The organism is Nocardia brevicatena NBRC 12119 (assembly GCF_000308495.1).
In the GTDB taxonomy this organism is placed as follows: Bacteria; Actinomycetota; Actinomycetes; order Mycobacteriales; family Mycobacteriaceae; genus Nocardia; species Nocardia brevicatena.
In genome coordinates this window covers 34,888-57,684 of the sequence record NZ_BAFU01000044.1, presented here as the reverse complement: position 1 = coordinate 57,684, position 22,797 = coordinate 34,888, and the positions used below count along the sequence as shown (strand labels likewise).

Sequence of the window (22,797 nt, the reverse complement as noted above, 5' to 3'; positions counted from 1 at the left end):
CGGCGTGTCGGTGCGGGACTCGCGCCGGCAAGATCGCCGAGTCCCGCCGAACCGATTCGAATGACGGTGTCGCACTGGTAGGGTCGGCCCCGCACGCGTCGCAGACATCCTACGATCGACCCGCGAGGAGTCCGATGGCATCACAGAAGCTCGCGTCAGCCGCATCAACGACGTCCGTACTCGCTGTCGCGGCCCTGACCACTGCGACCCTCACCGCCACCGCGGCCCCGGCCGCGGCCGTCTCCGGCGGTTCGTTCGGCACCGTGTACTCGCTCGCCTACGGCATCTGCGTCGCCCAGGTGGAGCCCTCGGTCACCGGCGACGCCTACCCCGAACACGCGGCATTCACGGTCTCGTCGATCATGTTCGGGGCCGGCGACTGCACTCTGCCGGTCACCCTGACCTGGCGCAACCTGGACACCGGGCAGACCGGTACGGTCACCCGGACCCCGACCGGGCCCGGCTACTGGATGAACGACGGGCGGTCGGCGCTGTTCAGTCCCGGGGTCGGTCGCTTCTCCGCGACCGTCACCGTCGGCGCGGCACATATCCCCGAACCCGGCACCGTCGAGTTCACGGTGAGCGAGTACCGGCCCTGACCCGCCGGGACCGCACCGAATCCACCACCGTGCACCGGTAGGTCCGGCGGAATCGGCGTCGGCTCTCGCCGACCCGGGTCGGTCATCGTCCCTGGAGAAGGTTCCTCGCGGCAATGGCGGTTGCCGCGAGGAACGCGGGACGATGACCGGCCCCGGCCGGGCGAGCGGCGAACTCCGAACGTTCGAAGACCCGGCGGGCGCGGAACCGGAAGCGGGTGACGAAGGCGATAATGCGGCTGGAGACCGGACCCGGTCTGTGAGGGGGATCGGGTCCGGTTCTTCGGTCGCCGGAGCTCAGGAAGCGCCCGACATCTGGTCCATCCGCCGCTGCATCTCCTCCGGCTCGATGTCCTCGACATGGGTGGCGACAGTCCACTGATGCCCCCACGGATCGATGAACGAACCGGTGCGGTCACCGTAGAACTGGGTCTCCGGGGCGGTGATCTGAGTGGCTCCGGCGGCGATGGCCGCCTCGAAGGCGGTATCGGCGTCGGGCACATAGACATACAGGTTGACCGGTGTACCGCCCACCGACTTCGGATCGCGGAAACCGATATCCGGGGCCGGGTCCCCGAGCATCAACACGGAATTGCCGACCACCAGCTCACAATGCATCAAGGTGCCGTCCGGGCCCGGCATGCGCATCCGCTCGGTGGCACCGAAAACGTTCTTGTAGAACTCGACCGCCTCGGCGGCGCCGTCGACCGCAAGTCCGGGGGATATGGACGGATAGCCCTCGGGGACAGGGGAGACATCGGACATCGCAGACCTCCAGGTCTCACATCGATTGTCGGACAGGCCGAGCCTATGCCCGCCACCCGTGGATGTCCGTCGATCGACGGTAACGATGCGGCGTGTCCGGGATCCTCATCCCGTCGCCGTCCGTTATTCGCCCCAGCTCACCCCGGTTTCGACGACCTGGCGCAACCTGGTTTCGGTGCGCGGGTCCCGATAGAACTGATGCCCGCCCAGTGTGATCGCCCCGGCGACCGGCATCGGCAGGCCGAGGTCGACGGTGATATTGCCGGTGCCCTGCATGACATAGTCATCGATGTCCAAGGTGCCCGCCGAGGCCGGCAGATCCCAGATATCCGATTTCGGGGTCTGGGTGACATCCAACTGGATGGTGAGCCGGTCACCCGCCCGCTCGATCAGAGTCGCCGTGGTCACCTGGTCGAGCGCGACACCGCCGCCCACCTCCTGCCGCACCGTCCACACGGCGCCGACACCCACCGGAGAGTCCGGGAACATGATCGACCGGTACACCGTCTGGTAGAAGGCCTGCTCCAGGGCCGCGCGGGCCGTATTGGAGGTGTCCGGCGCGGGCGCCAGCCGCAGCGCGGTGATGGCGCCGAGTTCGCTCAGCTGGAAACCGGCGTGCGAACCGTCGACGTCGATCAGCGCCTCCGCCAGGACCGGATCGGGCGTGGTGACCGACCCCAGGGTGAGTTCGACTCCGCCCGCCCCGGCGCGGGCGGTCATCGGAATGGTCAGCGCGGGCGTGGAGAAATCCCGCACCGGCTGATCGTCGATCTGCTGTCGGATGCTGTGATCGGTACGCAACGTCACCTGTTGGGCGGTGCCCTCGGGACATCCGGGCCGCAGCAGCGTCCGGGGTTCGGCCCCGGGGTCCACCACGGTGGCAACCGCGGCCGCAATGGGCACTGTCACCTCGTTGCCGATACCGAGCGGGTCGGTGCCGTCGACATCCGCCCGCGACTCCCCTTGTTCACTGCAGCCGACACCGAATGCCGAAAGTCCGAGCGCGAGCACCATGAGCAGCACCCCGGAACGGGCGATCCGGGGGGTGGGTAGGGAAGACAACACCGTCACGAGCAACAGGGTACGACCGCTTCCTGAGTAACGGCTGGGACATCCGTGCCCGGCGCAGCGGGCCCGATCGGCGACCACGGAATCGCCCGCGCGCGGCCTCGAGGGAAGATGAGCGACGTGAGTGACGACCGGCCGCCGCCCGAGCACAACCCCTCCGAGCAGCCCGACCGGACCGAGAACCGGTCGGTGCGGGCTCTGCGCGAGCCGCCGCGGCTGCTACGGCGGCTACTCCTGACCGCGACGGTGCTGTTCGCACTGGACCTGCTCACCAAGGCCCTCGCCGTGCAGCAGCTCACCCCGGGCGAGCCGGTCTCGATCATCGGCGATGTCGTGCAGTTGCGGCTGGTGCGCAATCCGGGCGCCGCCTTCTCCATGGCCACCGGCATGACCTGGCTGCTCACCCTGGTGGCCTCGGCCGTGGTGATCGGGGTGCTGCGTATCGGGCGTACCCTGCGCTCACTGTGGTGGGCCATCGGTCTGGGCATGGTCCTCGGCGGTGCGCTGGGGAATCTGGTGGACCGCCTGTTCCGCTCACCGGGACCGCTACAGGGACATGTGGTGGATTTCGTCTCGGTGGGCTGGTGGCCGGTGTTCAACGTGGCCGATTCGGCGATCGTCTGCGGAGCGATACTGCTCGTGGTGCTGACCGTCTTCGGCTTCGAGCCCGACGGCACCCGCCACGGTCGCGACGACGCCACCGAGACCGGAGCCGGCCCGGACCGTCCCGCCGATGGCGACAGAACCGGCAAGACCGACAACGACCGGACCGACAACGATTCCGAGGGTCCGACCGCGTCCAACACCGGCAAGGAGAGTGCCGCGTGAGAGAGACCAGAACCATGCCCGTACCCGACGGGCTGGACGGAATGCGGGTGGACGCGGGCCTTTCCCGCCTGCTCGGGCTGTCGCGCACCGCGGTGGCCACCTTGGCCGAGGAGGGGTCGGTCCAGCTCGACGGCGTCGCCGCGGGCAAATCGGACCGGCTCACCGCGGGTGCCTGGTTGGAAGTGGTGTTCCCCGAACCGCGCCGCGAACTCACCATCGAGGCCGAACCGGTGGAAGGGATGAAAATCCTCTACGCCGACGACGATATCGTCGCGGTGGACAAACCGGTGGGTGTCGCCGCGCATACCGGTATCGGCTGGAGCGGCCCGACAGTGGTGGGAGGTCTCGCCGCGGCCGGCTACCGGATCTCCACTTCGGGGGCGCACGAACGGCAGGGCATCGTGCACCGGCTGGACGTCGGCACCTCCGGCGTGATGGTGGTCGCCCAGTCCGAACACGCCTACACCGTGCTCAAACGAGCCTTCAAACAGCGCACCGTGGACAAGCGCTACCACGCGCTGGTGCAGGGACATCCGGACCCGAGCAGCGGTACCATCGACGCCCCCATCGGCCGGGCCCGCGGCACCGAATGGAAGTTCGCGGTGACCGCCGACGGACGCCCCAGTGTCACCCACTACGACACGATCGAGGCGTTCCCGGCGGCCAGCCTGCTCGATATCCACCTGGAAACCGGTCGCACCCATCAGATCCGGGTCCATTTCTCCGCCATCCGCCACCCCTGCTGCGGTGATCTCACCTACGGTGCCGACCCGCGGCTGGCCGAACGTCTCGGCCTACAACGGCAATGGCTGCACGCACGATCGCTGGGGTTCCAGCATCCGGCCGACGGCCGGTATATCGAGATCACCAGCGAGTACCCGGCCGACCTGACCCGCGCTCTGGGCGTTCTGCGCGATGCCTGACCGCCGGGTCCGCCTGCGCCGCATCGGTATGGGAATCACCGCCGGCGCGCTGCCCGTGCTGATCGTATTGCTCGGCGTGCTGAACCCGCCCCGCTCGGAAGGCGTGTTCACCGACCGGCTCGGTCCCGACCAGGGCGAGCCGGTCGTCGACTACCTCGCCCGGGCCCGGGATTCGCTCCAAGGCGCCGACGACACCGAACACTGGGCGCTGGTCTCGTTCGCCGAACACCGCCCGACGACGGCGCTGCCGGACGCCACCCGCGGGCTACGCGTCGGACAGGTGGTCTACCACGTGCCGATCGACCGCGTGGCGACTCCCCTGGTGGCCGTGCAGGTTCCCGCGAACGAGCGGGCGCTGCTGCGTTCCGGCGAGGACGCGGCCTCGGAACTGCTCGACCGCCGGCAGCGCGGCGCGGACCGGGACGAACGCACAACCCGGGTACTCGACGTATCGATCACCCGGCTGCGTGAAAACCGCGCCTGCGCCGTCGGCCTGATCGTCCGCGCACCGCTGAACCGGCTGCGGGAACTGGCCGACGATCCCGGGATCCGGGCGGTGCAGGCCCTGCCCGCCGATGCCGTGGCGGGCCGGTTCGCGGTCGTGCCGCTGTTTCCCACCGAGACCGATATCGTCGGTCCCATGCCCGACGACGGCCCGGTTCCGGAACGCTGATCGCCGCGCCGACGCCGCTCAGTCGTCCAGCGTCACCACACCGTCGAGATAGCGCCGGCACCGCCCGGCGAGCAGCACCCGGTCCCCTGCCAGCTCGACACGCAACGCACCCCCGCGGCGGGACAGTTGACGGGCGGTGAGTTCGGTGCGGCCGAGTTCGGCGCTCCACAGCGGAGCCAACTGGGCATGCGCCGAACCGGTGACCGGATCCTCGGGCACACCCACCCCGGGCGCGAAGAACCGGGAGACGAAATCGACATCGACGCCCGGCGCGGTGACAACCACTCCGCGCGGAACCGGCGGAAACGAGGCCGGCTCCGGACGCAGCTGCCGCACCTGTTGTTCCTCGGCGAGCACGATCACCACGTCCTGCCCGGTATAAGCGCGCACCGGTCGCACCCCCAGGGCGGCGACCAGCTTCGGGTCCGGCTCCACCGCGGTGGACGGCACCACGGGCAGATCGAGCACGTATTCGTCGTCATCGGTACGGTCCACCCGTAACCACCCGCTGCGGGTGTGGAAACTCACCCGGTCGTGACCGGGATGGATATCGGTGAGGATCTGCGCGGCCGCGGCGAGAGTGGCATGACCACACATCTCGACCTCCGTCACCGGGGTGAACCAGCGCAGGTGGAACGCCGGCCACTCCCCCGGCGGCGCACCGGCCTCGGGCGGCAGCTCGGTGGTGTAGAAGGCGGTCTCGGCAAGGTTGTTCTCCTCGGCCAGATGCTGTAACAGCGCATCGGGCAGCCAGGCGGGCAGCGGCATGACCGCCGCCGGGTTACCCGAGAACGGTGCGTCGGTGAACGCGTCGATCTGATGCAGCAGAACCTCCATGGCACCGAAGGTACTCCAGAGGCGAATACACGCTCCTCACAAGGCAATTGAAATTGCGGTGTTCGATTGCGCCGCCTTCGGCGGCGCGGGGTTGCGGCCCTGGCGGGTCTCGACCATTGTGGTGAGGTGCCGGCGGAGGTTCAGGTGGACTGTCCGGGGGCGGCAGGGATCAGTTTGTGTTCCTCGCCGCGGAGGGTCGCGCTTATCCACCAGGCCGCTTCGACGAGGACTATGCCCACTGCACCGCAGAGCAGGGCGGCGGTGGTGAGGGCGATATTCGACGGGTCCAGGGCGAAGAAGTCGCGGGTGAACGGGACCGTGAACAGGAACAGGTACGCCGCCACCGAGGCGGCCAGCAGTAGGATCTTCCACCAGGTGTAGGGGCGGGCCACGATCGCCAGCACCCACACCGCGATCATGATCAGGGTGATCAGGGCGGTCGTCCCGGCCTGCACCTTCTGCTGTTCGGTCGCCTCGGGGCCGGCGTAGGCGATCAGGTACGCCACGAAGGTGGCGGTGCCGATCACCATCCCGGACGGGATCGCCAACCGCATGACCCGGCCCACGAACCCGGTGCGGGCCCGTTCGTTGTTGGGCGCCAGCGACAGGATGAACGCCGGGATACCGATGGTGAACCAGGCCGCGATGGTGACATGCCGCGGCAGGAACGGATAGCCGATGGGTTCGTAGTCGAAGATCTGCGACCCCACCCCGGCCACGCCCACCAGGAACGCCAGCAGCACCGAGTACACGGTCTTGGTGAGAAACAGATTCGAGACCCGCTCGATATTGCCGATCACCCGACGCCCCTCACCCACCACATACGGCAGGGTGGCGAACTTGTTGTCCAGCAGCACGATCTGCGCCACCGCGCGGGTGGCCGGGCTGCCCGCACCCATGGCGACGCCGATATCGGCGTCCTTGAGGGCCAGGACATCGTTCACGCCGTCACCGGTCATGGCCACGGTGTGGTCGCGGGACTGCAGGGCGCCGACCATGGCGCGTTTCTGGTCGGGACGCACCCGGCCGAAAGTGGTACGACTCTCCAATATGTTCGCCAGTTCGGCCCGGTCCTCGGGGAGTTCGCGGGCATCTACCGGACGGTCGCCGTCGGGCAGACCCAGTGAGGACGCCACCGCGCCGACCGAGACGGCGTTGTCGCCGGAGATCACCTTGATGGAGACGTCCTGGCTCGCGAAATAGTCCAGGGTGCCGCGGGCATCGGGCCGCACCTTCTGTTCCAGGACGACCAGGGCGACCGGGGTCACCGCACCGGGCGCGTCGGCGGCGTCGACTCTGCGGTCACCACGGGCCAGCAACAGGACCCGCAGACCCGCGGAACCGAGTTCCTCGGCGGCGCGGGCGGCGGCCGATCCCGCGGGTAGCAGCACATCGGGAGCGCCGAGCAGCCAGTCGCCGTGCTCCCCGTAGGAGCATCCGCTCCACTTCTTCGCCGAGGAGAACGGCGCGACCGCGGTATGGGTCCAGCCGGGGCCGTCGGGCAGGGCCTCGGCGATGGCCTGCACGCTGGCGTTCGGGCGCGGATCGTCGCTCACCATGGCCGCGAGCGCCTGCCGTGCCACCGATTCCTCGTGCCCGTCGAGCATACGGATCTGCGCCAACCGCATACCGTTCTCGGTGAGCGTGCCGGTTTTGTCCGCGCACACCACATCCACCCGCGCGAGCCCCTCGATGGCGGGCAGCTCTTGCACCAGGCACTGCCGCCGGCCGAGTCGGATCACACCTACCGCGAACGCGATCGACGTCATGAGCACCAGTCCCTCCGGCACCATCGGCACCAGCGCCGCCACCATCCCGGTGACCGCGGGACGCCACGACTGGCCGCTGGAGAACAGCTGGTTGTAGATGATCAGCGCGCCGGCGGGGACCAGCAGATAGGTGATGACCTTCAGAATCGTATTGATGCCGCTGCGCAGTTCGGAGTCCACCAGGGTGAACTTGCTGGCCTCCTCCGCCAGTTTCACGGCATAGGCGTCATGCCCTACCTTGGTGGCGCGGTAGGCGCCGGATCCGGCGACCACATAGCTGCCCGACAGCACCTGGGTGCCGGCCTCTTTGTGCATCGGGTCGGCTTCCCCGGTGAGCAGCGACTCGTCGACCTCGAGCAGTTCGGTTTCGACGACGACGCCGTCCACCACGATCTGGTCGCCGGGCCCGAGTTCGATGAGATCGTCGAGCACCACGTCCTTGGGCGCGATCTCCTCCGAGCGCCCGTCCCGGCGCACCGTCGGCTTGGCCTGGCCGACGATGGCCAATGTGTCCAAGGTCCGTTTGGCACGAACCTCCTGGATGATGCCGACCGCACTGTTGGCCACAATGAGCAGCCCGAACATCCCATCTATCACCGAGCCGGTGGCCATCACCAGAATGAACAGCACACCCAGGATGGCGTTGATCCGAGTGAACACATTGGCCCGGACGATATCGCGGACCGAGCGGCTCGCCCGGTCGGGAATATCGTTGGTGAGTCCGTCCCGACGACGCTGCTCGACCTCGGCGGCGCTCAGCCCCAGCGCGCCCGCGGCCTGCACGGTTATCGACATAACGGCAAGCCTAGGCGAGTCCCCCACGCGTCGCCGCCCCATCGGGCCGCCGATTCGGACGGGCACGTCCTCCGGAGACGGAAACCGGCCGGCGCCCCCGCGGGGTGCCGGCCGGTTTCCTCCGTGGACCGGTCAGGCCGCCGGGCACGCGGGCGACTGCAGCTGCGCGGTGGCGAGCATATTGCAGGCCCAGGTCTTCTCGACCTTCCATTCGCCGTTCTCGGCGACGAACGGCACGTCGACCATGTTCTCCTGATCGCCCAGCTTGAACTTGGCCTTGGCGTTGAGGGTGTCACCGAAGGAGCTCACCTCGGTGACCTCGATGGTGGCGCCGGAGTTCTGGTAGGCCTGCGCCAGGGTGGCCGGCAGGTTCGGGTCGGCCTCGGCGCCCTGCACCATCCCCAACTTCTCTTCGTTGGGCACGTTCGGATCGAGCGCGCGCTGCAGCTGAGTATTCAGATCCGCGGCCGTGGGGACCGGCGGCAGGTCGGCCATGGCGGCCCCGGTGGTTTCCTGCTGCGTGGTGGACTTGTCGGCCTTGGTGTCCGAGTTCGAGTCATCGCTACCACACGCGCTCAAGGTCAGCGCGGCCACGGCGGCCAGGCCGGCGATCGCGATACGTCCGGTTTTGCGAAGCTTCAACTGCTCGTCCTTTGCGTTCGGGGTTCGGTGTCGTGCACTGATGGCAGCCCCACCGGAACCGGCGACGCTGCACGGATCACCAAACTACCCGCCGAACCGTCAACACAGGCTGTCGAGCGGATCCGCCGGGGCCAGCTTGGTGTCATCGGCAGCGAACGTACGCGCCGGACCGGGACCTGTCGAGCGGGTCTCGAACCGGACGGTCACCACCCCGTACCCTGCACCCTGCACCCACCCATGTCCGAACTCCTCGTGCCGGACATCCATCCCCGCCCGCCAGCCGGGCCCGGCGGTCGGTCCCGGCGATCGGGCGGGGGCCTGCCCGCCGGGATCGTCCGCGACCGTCCCGTATTCGCCGTCGGTTCCCCCGCTGCCGATGCTTTCCGTGATCTCGGTGCGCTCCTCCTCGAAAATCGGGAACAGCGATTCCTGTCGCACCGTCGACAGTCCGGCGTATCCGACGCCGACCAACCGGATGGGGCCCAGTTCGAGCGGGTCGACGGCGGACCGCTGGGCGGCGGCGGTGAGTGCCGCGAGGTCCTCGGTGGCGTACGGCAGGGTAGTGGAGCGGGTCACGATGCTCATATCGGAGCGTTTCAGCTTGAGCACCACCGTCCGGGCGGCCCGCCCATCGCGGACGAGCCGACGGTGCGCGGCGGCGGCCATCTCCGCGATCGCCGGGCGCAGCCGCTGCATGGAGACGATGTCGTGTTCGTAGGTGGTTTCGGCGCTGATCTGCTTGGCCTCGGCGCGTTCGGCGACCGGCCGGTCATCGATCCCGCGGGCCAGTCGGTGCAGGGTGGCACCGATACTGCCGCCCAGGATGGACACCGCCTCCATCTCGGGCAGCGCCGCGAACGCGCCCACCGTCTCGATCCCGAGCGAGCGCAGCCGGCTCTCGGCCACCGGTCCGATGCCCCAGAGTTTGCGCACCGGCAGCGCGGCCAACAGTTCCCGCTGTTCGCTCGGCGCGATCACCCGGACCCCGTCGGGTTTGGCCAGGCCGGAGGCGATCTTGGCGAGTTGTTTTCCGCTGCCCACACCCACCGAGGCCACCAGTCCGGTGCGTTCCCGCACGGCGGCGCGCAGTCCGGCGCAGAACCGCCGCACCTCGGCCACGCTCGCTCCCGCCAATTCCGCGGGCTCGCCGAACGCCTCGTCGAACGACAGCGTCTCCAGGACCGGTATCCGGGCGCGCAGCGTATCGAAGACCCGCCCGCTGAGCGTGGAGTACAGCGCGCCCCGCGGCGGCACCACCACCGCCGCCACGCCGACCAGTCGCCGCGCCTGATGCATCGGCATGGCCGACCGCGCCCCGAACACCCGTGCCTCGTAGCTGGCCCCCGCGACCACGCCCCGAGCCCCCGTCCCACCGACCAGCACCGGCCGGCCCCGCAGCGTCGGGCGGGTCAACTGCTCACAGGAGGCGAAGAATGCGTCCATATCGATGTGCAGCACCCATCGCCGGGACGTCTCGCCGTCCGAGCTCCCGACACGAGCCGCGTCCCCCGCCGACGCCGGGGGACGCGCACTCGTCACGACGGGCTCCGCGCTGCTTCCCGGACACTTCCCCGGCGCCCGGGAACAACGGCACGAGCGGCCCCGCGGCCGGGCCGGCGAGAGTCGCGTCCCACACCTACCTCCTCCGAAGGGCCCACCACGGCGATCGGCGCCAATCTACGCCCGCCCTCCGACATGTCCGACCGGCTCCGTGTCCGCCGTCGGCGATACGGAACCCGACCGTGCCCGCCGCGCGCACCGACCCGCCGACACCGGATCCGACTCCGGTCGATGACCCGGAGTTCGATGTCCGGTTCTCGAAACAGGGCACCGTGACCCGGCCGGATCCGATCCGCGCATCCACCGGCGCGAGAACGGAGTGTCAACCGCCGCGCCCGACCCGGGCCGGACTTCCCGAGTCGGGCGATATGTGATGATCGGAGGATGATGATCCGCAAGGCCGTTATCCCAGCCGCCGGTATCGGCTCTCGCCTGCTGCCACTGACCAAGGCGATCCCGAAGGAAATGCTGCCGGTCGGCGACAAGCCGGTGATCGAGCACACCGTACGTGAACTGGTGGCGTCCGGGATCACTGATATCACTATTGTCGTCAGCGGTGGAAAATCGCTGATCCAGGACCATTTCCGCCCCAATCCGACGCTGGTCGCCCAGTTGCGCGCGGACGGGAAGACCGCCTACGCGGACGCGGTGGAAGAGGTCGGTGAACTGTCCCGGCTCGGGCATATCACCTACCTGGACCAGCACGGTCCCTACGGCAACGGCACGCCGGTACTGAACGCCGCCCGCGCCCTCGGTGACGAGCCGATGCTGGTGTTGTGGCCCGACGATGTGTTCGTCGCCGAGACCCCCCGCGCCCAGCAGCTCATCCGCGCCTACGAGGCCACCGGCTGCCCCGTGCTGGCGCTGATGCCGATGGACCCCAAGGAATCCCAGCGCTACGGCGTCCCGAAGGTGCGCGAGGACCTCGACGACGGACTGTTGCGCATCTCCGGCATCATGGAGAAGCCGAAGCCGGAGGACGCGCCCTCGGCCTATGCGGCCATCGGCGGCTATGTGGTCACGCCCGGCATAATCGAGGAACTGCGGGCGCAGACCGAGCGCTGGTACACCCACCACACCGGCGAGGTGTATCTGACCGACGCCATCAACGCCTACGCCGCCGACCATGCCGTATACGGCCAGGTCATCCAGGGCCGCTGGTACGACACCGGCAACCCGGCCGATTACCTGGTGGCACAGTTCGCCTCCGCGCTGGCGCATCCGGACTACGGGCCGCTGCTGCGCCAGCTCGTCGACTGACGGCCGGGTCGCCGCGGCCCGCTCAGAAGCGGCGGATGGTCTTGATGACGAACTGGTTCAGCGGGGTGAAACCTACCGGCACTCCACGGCCGTAGGCGTTGAACACCTGCCCGTATCCGGCGTAGATCCCGACGTGTGAGGCGTCCGAGTTCAGGATGACCACATCCCCGGGGGACAGCGCGTGCAGCGGCACCGCGGCACCCACCTCGGCCTGTTCCCAGGTGGTTCTCGGCAGACGCACACCGACCTGCCGGAATGCCCACTGCACCAAACCCGAACAGTCCCACGCGTATGGGCCCATCCCGCCCCATTCATACGGCTTGCCGAGCTGGGTCAGGGCCGCGGTGAGCGCGCCCAGCCCGTTGGGGCTCGAAATCGGCAGCGCGGCCGACCCACTGGAGCTGCCGGAGCTGCCGGAGCTCCCGGCGCTGCCCGAACCACTGGAGCCCGACCCGGTCCCGCTGCCGGTATCGGCTCCCACGGTCGGTGCGAGAACGCCTGCGGCGCAGGCGGCGATGGCGATTCCGAGAGCACCTCGGCGTAGCCGGATTCCGATCACATGCCCACCCTTCTGTCGTCTGGAGGCGGGCCGCCGTACGACGGGCCCCGCAGAGAGGCGGCACCCACTCGTCGACGAGAGGGACCGCAGACCACAGCGACGCGTGTCGAGGCGTACCAGCCCTCGGCACAGCGCATTACAGGTAGAACAGACCGCAACGATCACCGCCGTCGGCGCCTGTCGCGCCACCGGCACGTTCGGCAGGGGCGGCGGCGGGAATGATTGTCCCGCGTGATCCGGGCGAACCCCGAGATTTCGATAATCCGCCGGGATATCATCTACGTCACAAAAATGCGAGGCGACGTTTGAACGCCCCGCACTTCACTCGTGAACTCGGTTCACTGCGTCTGGGTGGCGATATCGTTGAGCGCCTTCAGGGCGACATCCTTGGTCTGCGGCGGCGATTCCGCGTACACACCGACCTGCCAGACCAACGCACCCCCGGCCGGGTCGGCGAAATAGCGGCTGAGATCCACGCTGTAACGTCCACGTTCGTTGGACTGCTCCTCGATATAGAAGGTGCGGTCGTCGAACCGGGTGGCCTGGCCGGCCTTCTCCTTCAGCCAGTCCGCGTTGTACCTGCGCTGTGTGTCCGGATCACAGGTGGTGGGGCACTTCCGCAGGATGATGTCGACGCGCTGGTCGGCGTTCGAATCGGATTCGTCGATACACCTCCAGGCCTGCGCGTCGGGTATCTCCTCGATCGATCCCTTCATACATCCCCAGCTGCCCGCGGTCCGAAAGGCGAAGGGCCACCCCTTGAACGCCATGGTGTAGGTCTTGTCGCTCTCGAGCCAGGTGGGACCGAGTACCGCCACCGGCGGCACGGTGCGCAACTGCGGCTCGCCCTCGGCCAGGGCACTCGTCGGCGCCGCCGAGGTGGTACGAGTGGCGGACCGGCTCGTCGAGGTCGTGGCGGTCGTCGTATCGGCGGTCGCGGTGTTCTTCCCCGAATCCGAACCGCGCAGCACCACCAACCCCACGACACCGGCCAGGGCCAACACCACCACGACCACCAGAACCGCGATCAGGGGGCCGTGGTTGTTCCGGGTGGGCGGTCCGCCCCACCCCCCGGTCGATCCCAGCGGCGGCGCTTCGTACGGACCGGTGGGCGCCGGGCCGTATGGATCGGGCTGCCCCGGACCCGTTATGCCCGGCTGCGACACCCGCCCCGCGTTCTCGCCCCAATGCACCGTCGGGGGTGCGCCCTGGGCCTGCTGCCATTGTCCCGACGAGGACTCCCTCCCCTTCCCCTCCGGCGCCGACTTCCACCATTCACGGGGATCATCCGAAACCATGGGACCTCACCCTAGTTGACACCGCCGCACGACAGCCCGGCCACAGCCCACGCCGTGGCCGGACGGTCGGCCACAGCTCAGCCCGCCCGGGTGATCCGGGCGCGCGCACCGCCGGTGATCTGCGCCGAACCCTCTCCCGCGTCACCGAATTCCAGCTCGACGGCCAAGACCTCCCCGGCGATCAGCTCACGGTGTGTTTCGGCCCAGGCGCGCCGATCCTCGGGAACGGACAGCACCACCCGGATCCGGTCCGAGACGTCCAGGCCGATCGACTTGCGCGTCTCCTGCAGATCGCGGATCACATCGCGCGCCCAGCCCTCGGCCTCCAGATCCTCGGTGACCACCGAGTTCAGCACCACCAGGCCGGTGTTGCCGGGCAGCGCCGCGGTGGACTCGGGTTCGGCCGCCACCAACCGCCGGGTGTATTCCTCGGGCAGCAGTTCGATCCCGGCCGCGCTCACCACTCCGTCGGCGTGGGCGGACCATTCGCCCGCCTTGACGGCCTTGATCACCCGCTGCACATCCTTGCCGAGGCGCGGGCCGGCCGCGCGGGCGTTCACCACCAGCTCGAACCGGCCGTGGGCGGCCACATCGGGGGTCAGATCGACCTGCTTGACATTCACCTCGTCGGCGATGATGTCGGTGTAGGGACGCAGCCGTTCGGCGTCCGGTGCGGCGATGGTGACCTCCGCCAACGGCAGCCGCACCCGCAGCTGCTGTGCCTTGCGCAGGCTCAGCACCGTCGAGCACACGGTACGGACCTCGTCCATGGCCTCGACCAGCTCGGCATCGTGGGGCAGATCGTTCTCGCCGGGCCAGTCCGCCAGATGAACCGAGCGCTCTCCGGTCAACCCGCGCCAGATGACCTCCGTGACCAGCGGCAGCAGCGGCGCGGCCAGCCGAGCGGCCACCTCCAGCACGGTGTGCAGGGTATCGACGGCGTCCCGATCCTCGGCCCAGAACCGTGTCCGCGAGCGGCGCACGTACCAATTGGTCAGCGCGTCGGCGAAGGCACGCAGTTCCTCACAGGCGCCGGCGATATCGTAGGTCTGGAGCGCCGCGGTGATGACATCCCGCGTCTGCGCCAACTTGGCCAGGATGTAGCGGTCGAGCACATGCGGCGAGTCCGTGCGCCACTGCCCCGGTTTCGAGGCGTAGAGCTGCAGGAAGGTCCAAGTGTTCCACAGCGGGCGCAGCGCATGGCTCATCCCTTCGCGGATACCGCGCTCAGTGACGATGAGGTTGCCGCCCCGCAGGATGGGCGAGCTCATCAGGAACCAGCGCATGGCGTCGGAGCCGTCCCGGTCGAAGACCTCGAACACATCCGGGTAGTTGCGCTTGGACTTGCTCATCTTCAGCCCGTCGTCGCCGAGCACGATGCCGTGCGCGACCACGTTCTCGAACGCCGGGCTGTCGAACAGGGCGGTGGCCAACACGTGCAGGGTGTAGAACCAGCCGCGGGTCTGCCCGTTGTACTCGACGATGAAATCGCCCGGGAAGTGCGAATCGAACCAGTCCTTGTTCTCGAACGGGTAGTGCACCTGGGCGAACGGCATGGACCCGGATTCGAACCAGCAGTCCAGTACCTCCGGCACTCGGCGCATGGTCGAGCGCCCGGTGGGATCGTCCGGGTTGGGCCGGGTGAGTTCGTCGATCATGGGCCGGTGCAGATCGGTGGGTCGGACTCCGAAATCGCGTTCCAGCTCGTCCAGTGAGCCGTAGACATCGATCCGCGGATAGGCCGGGTCGTCGGACACCCACACGGGGATCGGGCTGCCCCAGTATCGGTTGCGGCTGATGTTCCAGTCCCGCGCACCTTCCAGCCATTTGCCGAACTGGCCGTCGCGGATGTGTTCGGGCACCCAGTTGATCTGCTTGTTCAGTTCCACCATCCGCTCACGGAACTCGGTGACCGCGACGAACCAGGACGGCACCGCCATGTAGATGAGCGGCTGTCCGGACCGCCAGCTGTGCGGATAGGAGTGTTCGATGGTCTCGTGCCGCAACAGTTTGCCCGCGGCCTTGAGGTCTTTGATGATCACCGGATTGGCGTCGAAGACCATCAGCCCCTCGTAGGGGGGCACCACGGAGGTGAACCGGCCGCCCGGATCGAGCGGCTGCACCAACTCGATCCCGTTGGCCTGGCAGACGTCCATGTCCTCCTCACCGAAGGCCGGCGCCATATGCACAATGCCGGTACCGGATTCGGTGGTGACATAGTCGGCGGCCAACACCCGGTGCGCGTTCGGATGTCCGAGGAAGAAGTCGAACGGCGGGGTGTAGCTCAGGTCCACCAGCGCGGCGCCGTCGAACTCACCGAGCACCTCCGGCTGCTCGCCGAGTTCGCGGGCATAATGACCCGCCCGCTCGGCGGCCAGCACATACCGCTTGCCGTCGGCCCCGCGCACGTGTGCGTACCGCACCTCGGGATGAACCGCGACGGCCAGGTTGGACGGCAGCGTCCACGGAGTGGTGGTCCAGATCAGGGCGTTGGCACCGTCCAGATCGTGGAGTGGGTGGTCGGCGCGCACCCGCAGCGGCATATCCACGGTGACCGCCGGGTCCTGGCGCATCTTGTAGGCGTCGTCGAGCCGGGTCTCCTGGTTCGACAGCGGCGTCTGCTCGTACCAGCTGTAGGGCAGTACCCGGAAGCCCTGATAGATCAGCCCCTTGTCGTAGAGCGACCTGAACGCCCACATGACCGACTCCATGAAGTCGAGATCGAGCGTCTTGTAGTCGTTGTCGAAGTCCACCCAGCGGGCCTGGCGGGTGACATATTCGCGCCATTCGCCGGTGTAGCGAAGCACCGATGTTTTGCACGCGGCATTGAATTCCGCGAGCCCCATCGAATCGATCTGTGATTTGTCCGTGATACCCAGCTGTTTTTCGGCTTCGATTTCGGCGGGGAGCCCGTGACAGTCCCAACCGAAACGTCGATCGACACGCTTACCGCGCATCGTCTGAAAGCGTGGGATGACATCCTTGACGTATCCGGTGAGCAAATGGCCATAATGCGGCAGACCGTTGGCAAACGGGGGCCCGTCGTAGAACACGAACTCCCCCTCCGCCCCGGACGGGGTGCCCCCGTCCACCGCATCACCCGCACCGGACCGGTTCTCGATACTGGCGCGGAAGGTGTCGTCGGCCACCCAGGCGTCGAGTACGGCCCGTTCCAGCTCAGGGAAGGACGCACCGGAACCGCCATCGAGATCGACGCGGGGGTATGCGTTGCTTCTGGAAGTCTCGTCCGCCATCGCGGATAGGTCTCCTCGTGCCGAGCGCTGCGAGCGCGGTTGAATGCGGCACGGGGACGATCACCGACGCCCGGTGCGCCGGAACCGCGGTACCACCCCGCTTGTCCCTCGCCCGCGCACGGGCGACGAACCTCTCGTTACGAGCTGTGACGGGCTCACCCGTTCGGTTCTACTGAGTTGCGCGCCGCGATCACACCCAATGATCGCCGTGGCGCGTCACCGTTCTTCCGAAGGCTCCCCGGTGATGGCCGGATCGATGCCGATTTCCATGTTTGATTCTAGCCACAACGGTCAAACCTGTATTCGGCGCTTACCGGTATCACACCCGGGCGCCGACACTGGCGCGCAACGTGGCGTGTCAGTGTCCGTATATCAGCGTTTGACCTGCCGCTGCGGCGGCATACCGTCGTCGGGGCCACTGATCGACAATGCGCTGACCAGCAACAACACCGCACCGATCACACAGACCACAATGCATCCCCACGCCCAGATCACCGAACCGGTGATCAGTGAGGCGACCAGCAGTACGAAGCCGATCGCGGCGAGGACCAGCGTCAAGACAAGCATGATGACCCCCAGTGGATACCAGGTGGCCTGTTCGCACCTGGTGGTATCGGGCTACTTGCCACCCTTCGCGAACGACGCGGGCGCGAGACTGTTGGCACCGGTATCGAAGGCCTCGCCGCCTTCCACCGGCACCGCCGGCCCACGGTTCTCCAGCTCCTCGAGCTGTGATTCGAGATAGGACTTCAGGCGCACTCGATACTCGCGTTCGAAGGTCTTCAGCTGCTCGATCCGGCTTTCCAGCACCGTGCGCTGCTGGCTGATGGTCGACATGATCTCGGTGTGCTTGCGCTCGGCGTCGGCCTGCAGGGCATCGGCCTTTTCCTTGGCCTGCCGCAGCTGGCTGTCCGACCGGGTCTGCGCGTCCGACAGCATCGCCTCGGACTTCTCCCGGGCATCGGCGACCATCGCCTCGGAGCGGGTACGCGCCTCGCTGACCAGCCGCTCGGAGTTGGCCCGTGCGTTCGCCAGTAGGTTCTCGGCCTCGGCCTTGGCGTCGGTGGTGAGCCGGTCGGCCATCTCCTGTGCCAGGCTCAGCACCTTGGCCGCCTGCAGATTGGCATCGGCGGTGGTGTCGTGCCCGGCACCCGGGATGCCGGGGATCGCGGGCATCGGCTGCGAGGGGGGCGCCGGTATCGGTGCCGGTGGTTTGATCGGTTCGGGAGGGGCCTGCTGAATCGGCAGGCTCGGCCCCGTCGCCGGACCGCGGTTGGCCTTGGCGTCGGCCAGTTCGGCGTCCAGCTCGGCAACGCGCTGGCGCAGGTCGGCGTTCTCCTCGATCAGCCGGGAAAGTTCCTGTTCCACGAGATCCAGGAAGGCGTCGACCTCATCTTCGTTGTAGCCGCGTTTCCCGATCGGCGGTTTGCTGAACGCGACGTTGTGCACATCGGCTGGGGTCAGCGGCATGGAAGGATCCCTTCGCGCGTCTTAGGAGGCCTAACACTTCTGGCAATGTCTACACGGCCCATTCTGTCACACCGGGGCTACCGGCGATCCGAGCCTGCTGACGATCGACATCAGGATGAAGACGATGAAGAGCAGGATCATTATCGACAGATCGAGCCGAATTCCGCCCAACGACACCGGTGGAATCAACCGCCGCAGCAGTTTCACCGGAGGGTCCGTGATCGTGAAGATCACCTCGAGGACGACGACCACGATCCCACTGGGTCGCCAATCGCGCGCGAAGCTCCGGATGAACTCCACGATCACCCGACTGATCAGCAACAGCCAGAAGATGAACAGTACGAAGTACAGCACCGCGAACAAGGCCACGACTTCAACTCTGCCCGAAAATCGGCGCGGTGCAAAATGCCCGCGCCGACCCGAGTGGTTCGAGTCCGGAACACTCCCCGGGACCCGAATCTATTTCTGGTTGTAGAAGCCGGTTTCCGCGATCCTGCGGCGCTCCTCGGCCGAGACGTCCACATCGGCCGGTGAGAGCAGGAACACCTTGGTGGCCACTTTGTCGAATGAACCACGCAATGCGAAGGCCAGGCCGGCAGCGAAGTCGACCAACCGCTTGGCGTCGGCATTGCTGAGATCCACCAGATCCATGATCACCGGGTTGCCCTCGCGGAACCGTTCGCCGATGATCGCGGCCTCACTGTAGTCACGGGGGCGCAGCGTTGTGATCTTGGACAAGGGACCTCCGTCCTCGAAGATCGCGGGACGGCGGGCGACGACGGGATCGGGACGCACCCGCTCCTCCAGACGCCGCTCCTCTGCTTCGGGATCGACCGCGAGCGCCCCCCGCGTGGCCCCGCGCATACCGGCACCGGAGCGGAAGCGAGTGGAGGCGGCCGCATCGATCCGGGTGGGCCGACGCGGACCCTCGTAGTCGTCGTAGGCGTCACCCGGGTATTCGTCCCGCCGTGGCGGGTAGCCGGACTGGTAGGCCGGCTTGTACACCGACTCACGTTCACGGTAGTCGGGCACATCGTAGCGGGAGTCACCATACCGGTCGCCGTATTCGGAACGATCGGCGTAATCCTGCCGCTCGGGGTAGTCACGGGACCGTCGCACGCTGCGTTCGTCCACCCCGCGCGGGGTGCGGTCGTCGACATAGTCGTCCTCGTAGTCCTCGAGCGGAACCATGCCGAAGTACGCCTTGAACCTGTGCAGCGTGCTCATACGTAGACCTTCCTTCGCCCCGGTGGCGGCCGGGAGTTGAAGTCTTGCTCAGCCCTCGTCGGTCCAGCATATGTGTCGAATGTGACTGATGAGGTTTGTTTGCTAGCCCGAGGTTATCGGGCGGGTACCCATCAAAGCGGTACCGACACGCACACAGGTGGAACCGTGCGCGATAGCCGAGTCGAGATCGCCCGACATTCCGGCGGACAATTCGGTGGCATCGGGGTGATCGGCGCGCAGCCGCGCATGCAGCTCCGCCAGCCGCGCGAAGGCCTCGTCGGGATTCGCGCCCAGCGGCGGAATCGCCATCAGACCGACCAACCGCAACGCCGACGACCTGGCGATATGCTCTGCCAGCGCGGGCAGTTGCGCGGGCGGCGCACCCCCGCGCTCCGGATCGGAGTCGAGGCCGGCCTGGATCAGCACCCGCAGCGGAGCGTCACGCTCCTCCGCTTCCAGCGCGACCGTGACGGCCCGATCCAGAGCGGTTGCCAGACGTTCGCTGTCCACCGAGTGCACGGTATCGGCCCACCGCACGACCTGGCGGGCCTTATTGCGTTGCACACGTCCGATCAGATGCCAGCGGATATCCCGCAAATCACTCAGCACCTCGGCCTTCGCCCCCGCCTCCTGCGCCTTGGACTCCCCGAACTCCCGCAGGCCGAGCCGGTGCAGCAGCTCGATATCCGATGCGGGGAAGTACTTGGTCACCGGCAGCAGCCGCACCGTGGCCGGATCACGACCGGTCGCGGCACAGGCCGCATCGATCCGGGCGAGCAGCGCGCGGAGGTTGGCGTCGAGCTCGGCGACCCGTGCGTCGGTGTCGGGGGTGGTGACGGGCCAATTCATGAGAGCTGCATCCAGATCACACTCGCGAACCGTCCGGTCGGCGCACCGCGGCGATGGCTGAACAGGGTCGGATCGGAGATGGTGCACCGGGGGTCCTCGGCGATCGCGCCGATGCCGGCGTCGACGAGCTGCCGGCGAATTCCGGCACGGATATCCAGGCCGGGAGTGCCGCGCACGGTGGTGGTGGCGCTGCCGGGCAGATGCCGTTCGACATCGGCGCGCATCTCGGCCGGCACCTCGTAGTGACGTCCGCTCGCCGCCGGGCCGAGCAGGGCACCGATGCGCTCCGGTCGGGCGCCCACGGAGACCATGGCGTCCAGGACCCGCGGCACGATACCGATCCGGGCACCCACCCGCCCCGCATGCACGGCGGCGACGACGCCGGCCGTGTCGTCGGAGAGCAGTATCGGCACACAGTCGGCGGTGAGCACCACCAATGCCGACCCGGGCACCGTGGTGACCAGCGCGTCGGTGGCGGGGACCGGTTCGGTGCGGGGACCGTCGACGATTTCCACCGTGCGGCCGTGGACCTGCTCCATCCAGATCAGGTGATCACCGGGCAGGCCGATGGTGTCGGCGAGCCGGGCGCGGTTGCGCCGCACCGCCTCCGGGTCGTCACCGACGTGGTCGCCGAGGTTGAACGAATCGAAGGGCGGTGCGGAGCAGCCTCCGGCGCGGGTGGTCACGACCCGCCGAACGGTAAGCACGGGTGCGATTGTCATGACACGAGCCTAGTAGGTGCAGCCGGGAGGCAACCCATCCTCGATCTCGCGCACGACCGCGGCGCAGGCGGGGCTCCGGTCGGTGGGCAGAGTCGAGTGCGCTCGGTCCTCGGACTTCGGCACGATCGGAGCGAGGCGATGAGAGACACGTAACAAGCGCAGGCGAACCGGAATTCGCCCGCAGCGCTTTCCGCACGGCCGACGCCGATCTCGACGCGGGGTGGGAGAACGCCCACCCTCAGCGGTGATTCGCGGTGAACTCGGGCTCCGGCCGCGAACGGTCAGCGGCGCATGAACGACGGAACGTCGACATCGTCGTCATCATCGTCGTCATTGGGGTCGGACGGCTGGATATGCGCCCGGCTGTTGTGCGCGACCGTCGGATCGACCGGCGGGCGCATCCGTTCGGGCTCCCGGTAGTTGGGCGCGGGTCCCCGGGCGACACCCGAGGCGATATCGGCCGAACGGGCGGACGACAGCTCCTCGCCGCGGGCGGGCGGTGTTTCGGCGCCGCGCCCGGCCCCCAATTCGGGGGCGCGCGAGTGCCCCATTTCGGCCTGTCGGCCCGCCCCGAGTTCCCCGGCCCGCCCGGAGCCGATCGCGCCGCGCGCGGCGGCGTCGAAGGTACGCCGGGCCGGCCCGCCGCCGTCGAAACCGGCGGCGATCACCGTGACGCGCACCTCATCACCGAGCGAATCGTCGATAACGGTACCGAAGATGATGTTGGCCTCGATATGCGCGGCCTCCTGCACCAGCGACGCCGCCTCGTTGATCTCGAACAGTCCCAGGTCCGAGCCGCCCGCGATCGACAACAGCACCCCGTGCGCACCGTCCATGGACGCTTCCAGCAGCGGCGAATTGATCGCTGCCTCCGCGGCCTTCACCGAACGGCCCTCACCGCGCGCCGAACCGATACCCATCAGAGCGCTGCCCGCACCGGACATCACGCTCTTGACGTCGGCGAAGTCGACATTGATCAGGCCCGGCGTGGTGATCAGGTCGGTAATGCCCTGAACACCGTTGAGCAGAACCTCGTCGGCGGAGCGGAAGGCATCCATGAGGCTCACCGCGGCATCGCCGAGCTGCAGCAGCCGGTCGTTCGGGATGACGATCAGGGTGTCGCAGGATTCGCGCAGCAGGTTGATACCCACCTCGGCCTGGTTGCCGCGGCGCTTGCCCTCGAAGGAGAACGGCCGGGTCACCACACCTATCGTCAATGCGCCCAGTTTGCGCGCGATACTCGCCACGACGGGCGCACCGCCGGTACCGGTGCCGCCGCCCTCGCCCGCGGTCACGAAGACCATATCGGCGCCCTTGAGCACCTCTTCGATCTCGTCCTTGTGATCCTCGGCCGCCTTGCGCCCGACCTCCGGGTCGGCACCCGCGCCCAGTCCCCGGGTGAGTTCACGCCCGACGTCGAGTTTGACGTCGGCGTCGCTCATCAGCAGCGCCTGGGCATCGGTATTGACGGCGATGAACTCGACTCCCTTGAGTCCCTGTTCGATCATTCGGTTGACGGCGTTCACGCCGCCGCCGCCGATACCGACGACCTTGATCACTGCAAGGTAGTTGTGCGGGGGCGTCATGGGCGCTCGCCTTCCTTCGATCCAAAGCCTGTCGTTTTCGGATGCCCGGTACCGGGCCGCGTCAAGTGGGCACCGGGTCCCAGCGATCCGCGTTTCGGGCAAACCCTAAGCCTCAA

At 68.0% G+C, this 22,797-nt stretch carries 21 protein-coding genes; 5 read left to right on the top strand and 16 right to left on the bottom strand.

Annotated elements, in window-relative coordinates; genetic code table 11:
• Positions 1-134: 134 nt before the first annotated feature.
• Entirely contained in the window at positions 135-599 is a 465-nt protein-coding gene (locus ON20_RS08880) for a hypothetical protein (RefSeq protein WP_040834703.1), read from the top strand.
• 294 nt (positions 600-893) lie between these two features.
• On the opposite strand, the gene ON20_RS08875 is transcribed toward ON20_RS08880, so the two are convergent.
• Both ON20_RS08875 and ON20_RS08870 read right to left on the bottom strand, forming a co-directional pair.
• On the bottom strand, positions 894-1,361 hold the full coding sequence (locus ON20_RS08875) for a VOC family protein (RefSeq protein ID WP_040834535.1): 468 nt from the start codon (positions 1,359-1,361) through the stop codon (positions 894-896).
• 123 nt (positions 1,362-1,484) lie between these two features.
• The gene (locus tag ON20_RS08870) at positions 1,485-2,375 is read right to left on the bottom strand and encodes a hypothetical protein (RefSeq protein ID WP_438803398.1); all 891 of its coding nucleotides are present in this window, start codon (positions 2,373-2,375) and stop codon (positions 1,485-1,487) included.
• A 165-nt stretch (positions 2,376-2,540) separates the two neighbouring features.
• Between ON20_RS08870 and lspA the strand changes: the two genes are divergently transcribed.
• The 3 genes from lspA to ON20_RS08855 are packed head-to-tail and all read left to right on the top strand — an operon-like array spanning position 2,541 to position 4,853.
• Complete coding sequence (gene lspA / locus ON20_RS08865; RefSeq protein WP_083864764.1) at positions 2,541-3,257, top strand: signal peptidase II; 717 nt, start codon at positions 2,541-2,543, stop codon at positions 3,255-3,257.
• The gene (locus ON20_RS08860) at positions 3,254-4,180 is read left to right on the top strand and encodes an RluA family pseudouridine synthase (protein WP_040834534.1); all 927 of its coding nucleotides are present in this window, start codon (positions 3,254-3,256) and stop codon (positions 4,178-4,180) included. The genes lspA and ON20_RS08860 overlap by 4 nt, the downstream gene beginning before the upstream one ends.
• A complete protein-coding gene (locus ON20_RS08855; RefSeq protein WP_051161972.1) occupies positions 4,173-4,853 on the top strand; it encodes a hypothetical protein in 681 nt (226 codons plus the stop codon). Before ON20_RS08860 ends, ON20_RS08855 begins: the two co-directional genes overlap by 8 nt.
• 18 nt (positions 4,854-4,871) lie before the next feature.
• Here the strand turns inward: ON20_RS08855 and ON20_RS08850 are convergent, their stop codons facing one another.
• From ON20_RS08850 to ON20_RS08835, 4 genes are all read right to left on the bottom strand, one after another.
• Positions 4,872-5,690, bottom strand: coding sequence for a PhzF family phenazine biosynthesis protein (locus tag ON20_RS08850; protein WP_040834533.1), 819 nt, complete (start codon positions 5,688-5,690; stop codon positions 4,872-4,874).
• A gap of 140 nt (positions 5,691-5,830) precedes the next feature.
• The gene (locus ON20_RS08845; RefSeq protein ID WP_174361872.1) at positions 5,831-8,254 is read right to left on the bottom strand and encodes an HAD-IC family P-type ATPase; all 2,424 of its coding nucleotides are present in this window, start codon (positions 8,252-8,254) and stop codon (positions 5,831-5,833) included.
• A gap of 132 nt (positions 8,255-8,386) precedes the next feature.
• Complete coding sequence (locus ON20_RS08840) at positions 8,387-8,896, bottom strand: WKL family lipoprotein (RefSeq protein WP_040834531.1); 510 nt, start codon at positions 8,894-8,896, stop codon at positions 8,387-8,389.
• A 99-nt stretch (positions 8,897-8,995) separates the two neighbouring features.
• Complete coding sequence (locus ON20_RS08835) at positions 8,996-10,339, bottom strand: DNA polymerase IV (protein WP_245547142.1); 1,344 nt, start codon at positions 10,337-10,339, stop codon at positions 8,996-8,998.
• 501 nt (positions 10,340-10,840) lie between these two features.
• On the opposite strand from ON20_RS08835, the gene ON20_RS08825 reads away from it, so the two are divergent.
• Positions 10,841-11,716: a UTP--glucose-1-phosphate uridylyltransferase gene (locus ON20_RS08825; protein ID WP_040834526.1), complete on the top strand. Its 876-nt coding sequence runs from the start codon at positions 10,841-10,843 to the stop codon at positions 11,714-11,716.
• A gap of 22 nt (positions 11,717-11,738) precedes the next feature.
• Here ON20_RS08825 and ON20_RS08820 read toward each other — a convergent pair whose 3' ends face one another.
• The 10 genes from ON20_RS08820 to ftsZ form a co-directional block, all read right to left on the bottom strand.
• Positions 11,739-12,275 carry an NlpC/P60 family protein gene (locus ON20_RS08820; RefSeq protein WP_040834524.1) on the bottom strand — a complete coding sequence of 179 codons (537 nt, stop codon included), beginning with the start codon at positions 12,273-12,275 and terminating at the stop codon, positions 11,739-11,741.
• Between the two features lie 338 nt (positions 12,276-12,613).
• Positions 12,614-13,573 (bottom strand): hypothetical protein, encoded by a 960-nt coding sequence (locus tag ON20_RS08815; RefSeq protein ID WP_157228760.1) that lies wholly within the window; start codon positions 13,571-13,573, stop codon positions 12,614-12,616.
• 77 nt (positions 13,574-13,650) lie between these two features.
• Positions 13,651-16,827: an isoleucine--tRNA ligase gene (gene ileS, locus ON20_RS08810; RefSeq protein ID WP_040834520.1), complete on the bottom strand. Its 3,177-nt coding sequence runs from the start codon at positions 16,825-16,827 to the stop codon at positions 13,651-13,653.
• A gap of 372 nt (positions 16,828-17,199) precedes the next feature.
• Complete coding sequence (locus ON20_RS08805) at positions 17,200-17,394, bottom strand: hypothetical protein (RefSeq protein WP_040834519.1); 195 nt, start codon at positions 17,392-17,394, stop codon at positions 17,200-17,202.
• A gap of 51 nt (positions 17,395-17,445) precedes the next feature.
• Positions 17,446-18,297: a DivIVA-like cell division protein Wag31 gene (wag31, locus tag ON20_RS08800; protein ID WP_040834518.1), complete on the bottom strand. Its 852-nt coding sequence runs from the start codon at positions 18,295-18,297 to the stop codon at positions 17,446-17,448.
• 66 nt (positions 18,298-18,363) lie between these two features.
• The gene (locus ON20_RS08795) at positions 18,364-18,666 is read right to left on the bottom strand and encodes a YggT family protein (RefSeq protein ID WP_040834517.1); all 303 of its coding nucleotides are present in this window, start codon (positions 18,664-18,666) and stop codon (positions 18,364-18,366) included.
• A 90-nt stretch (positions 18,667-18,756) separates the two neighbouring features.
• The gene (locus ON20_RS08790) at positions 18,757-19,524 is read right to left on the bottom strand and encodes a cell division protein SepF (protein ID WP_040834516.1); all 768 of its coding nucleotides are present in this window, start codon (positions 19,522-19,524) and stop codon (positions 18,757-18,759) included.
• A 102-nt stretch (positions 19,525-19,626) separates the two neighbouring features.
• Positions 19,627-20,373 (bottom strand): YggS family pyridoxal phosphate-dependent enzyme, encoded by a 747-nt coding sequence (locus tag ON20_RS08785; RefSeq protein ID WP_040834515.1) that lies wholly within the window; start codon positions 20,371-20,373, stop codon positions 19,627-19,629.
• Positions 20,370-21,095 (bottom strand): peptidoglycan editing factor PgeF, encoded by a 726-nt coding sequence (gene pgeF / locus ON20_RS08780; protein ID WP_040834514.1) that lies wholly within the window; start codon positions 21,093-21,095, stop codon positions 20,370-20,372. The genes ON20_RS08785 and pgeF overlap by 4 nt, the downstream gene beginning before the upstream one ends.
• A 281-nt stretch (positions 21,096-21,376) precedes the next feature.
• Positions 21,377-22,681: a cell division protein FtsZ gene (gene ftsZ / locus ON20_RS08775; protein WP_040834513.1), complete on the bottom strand. Its 1,305-nt coding sequence runs from the start codon at positions 22,679-22,681 to the stop codon at positions 21,377-21,379.
• Between the last annotated feature and the right edge of the window lie 116 nt (positions 22,682-22,797).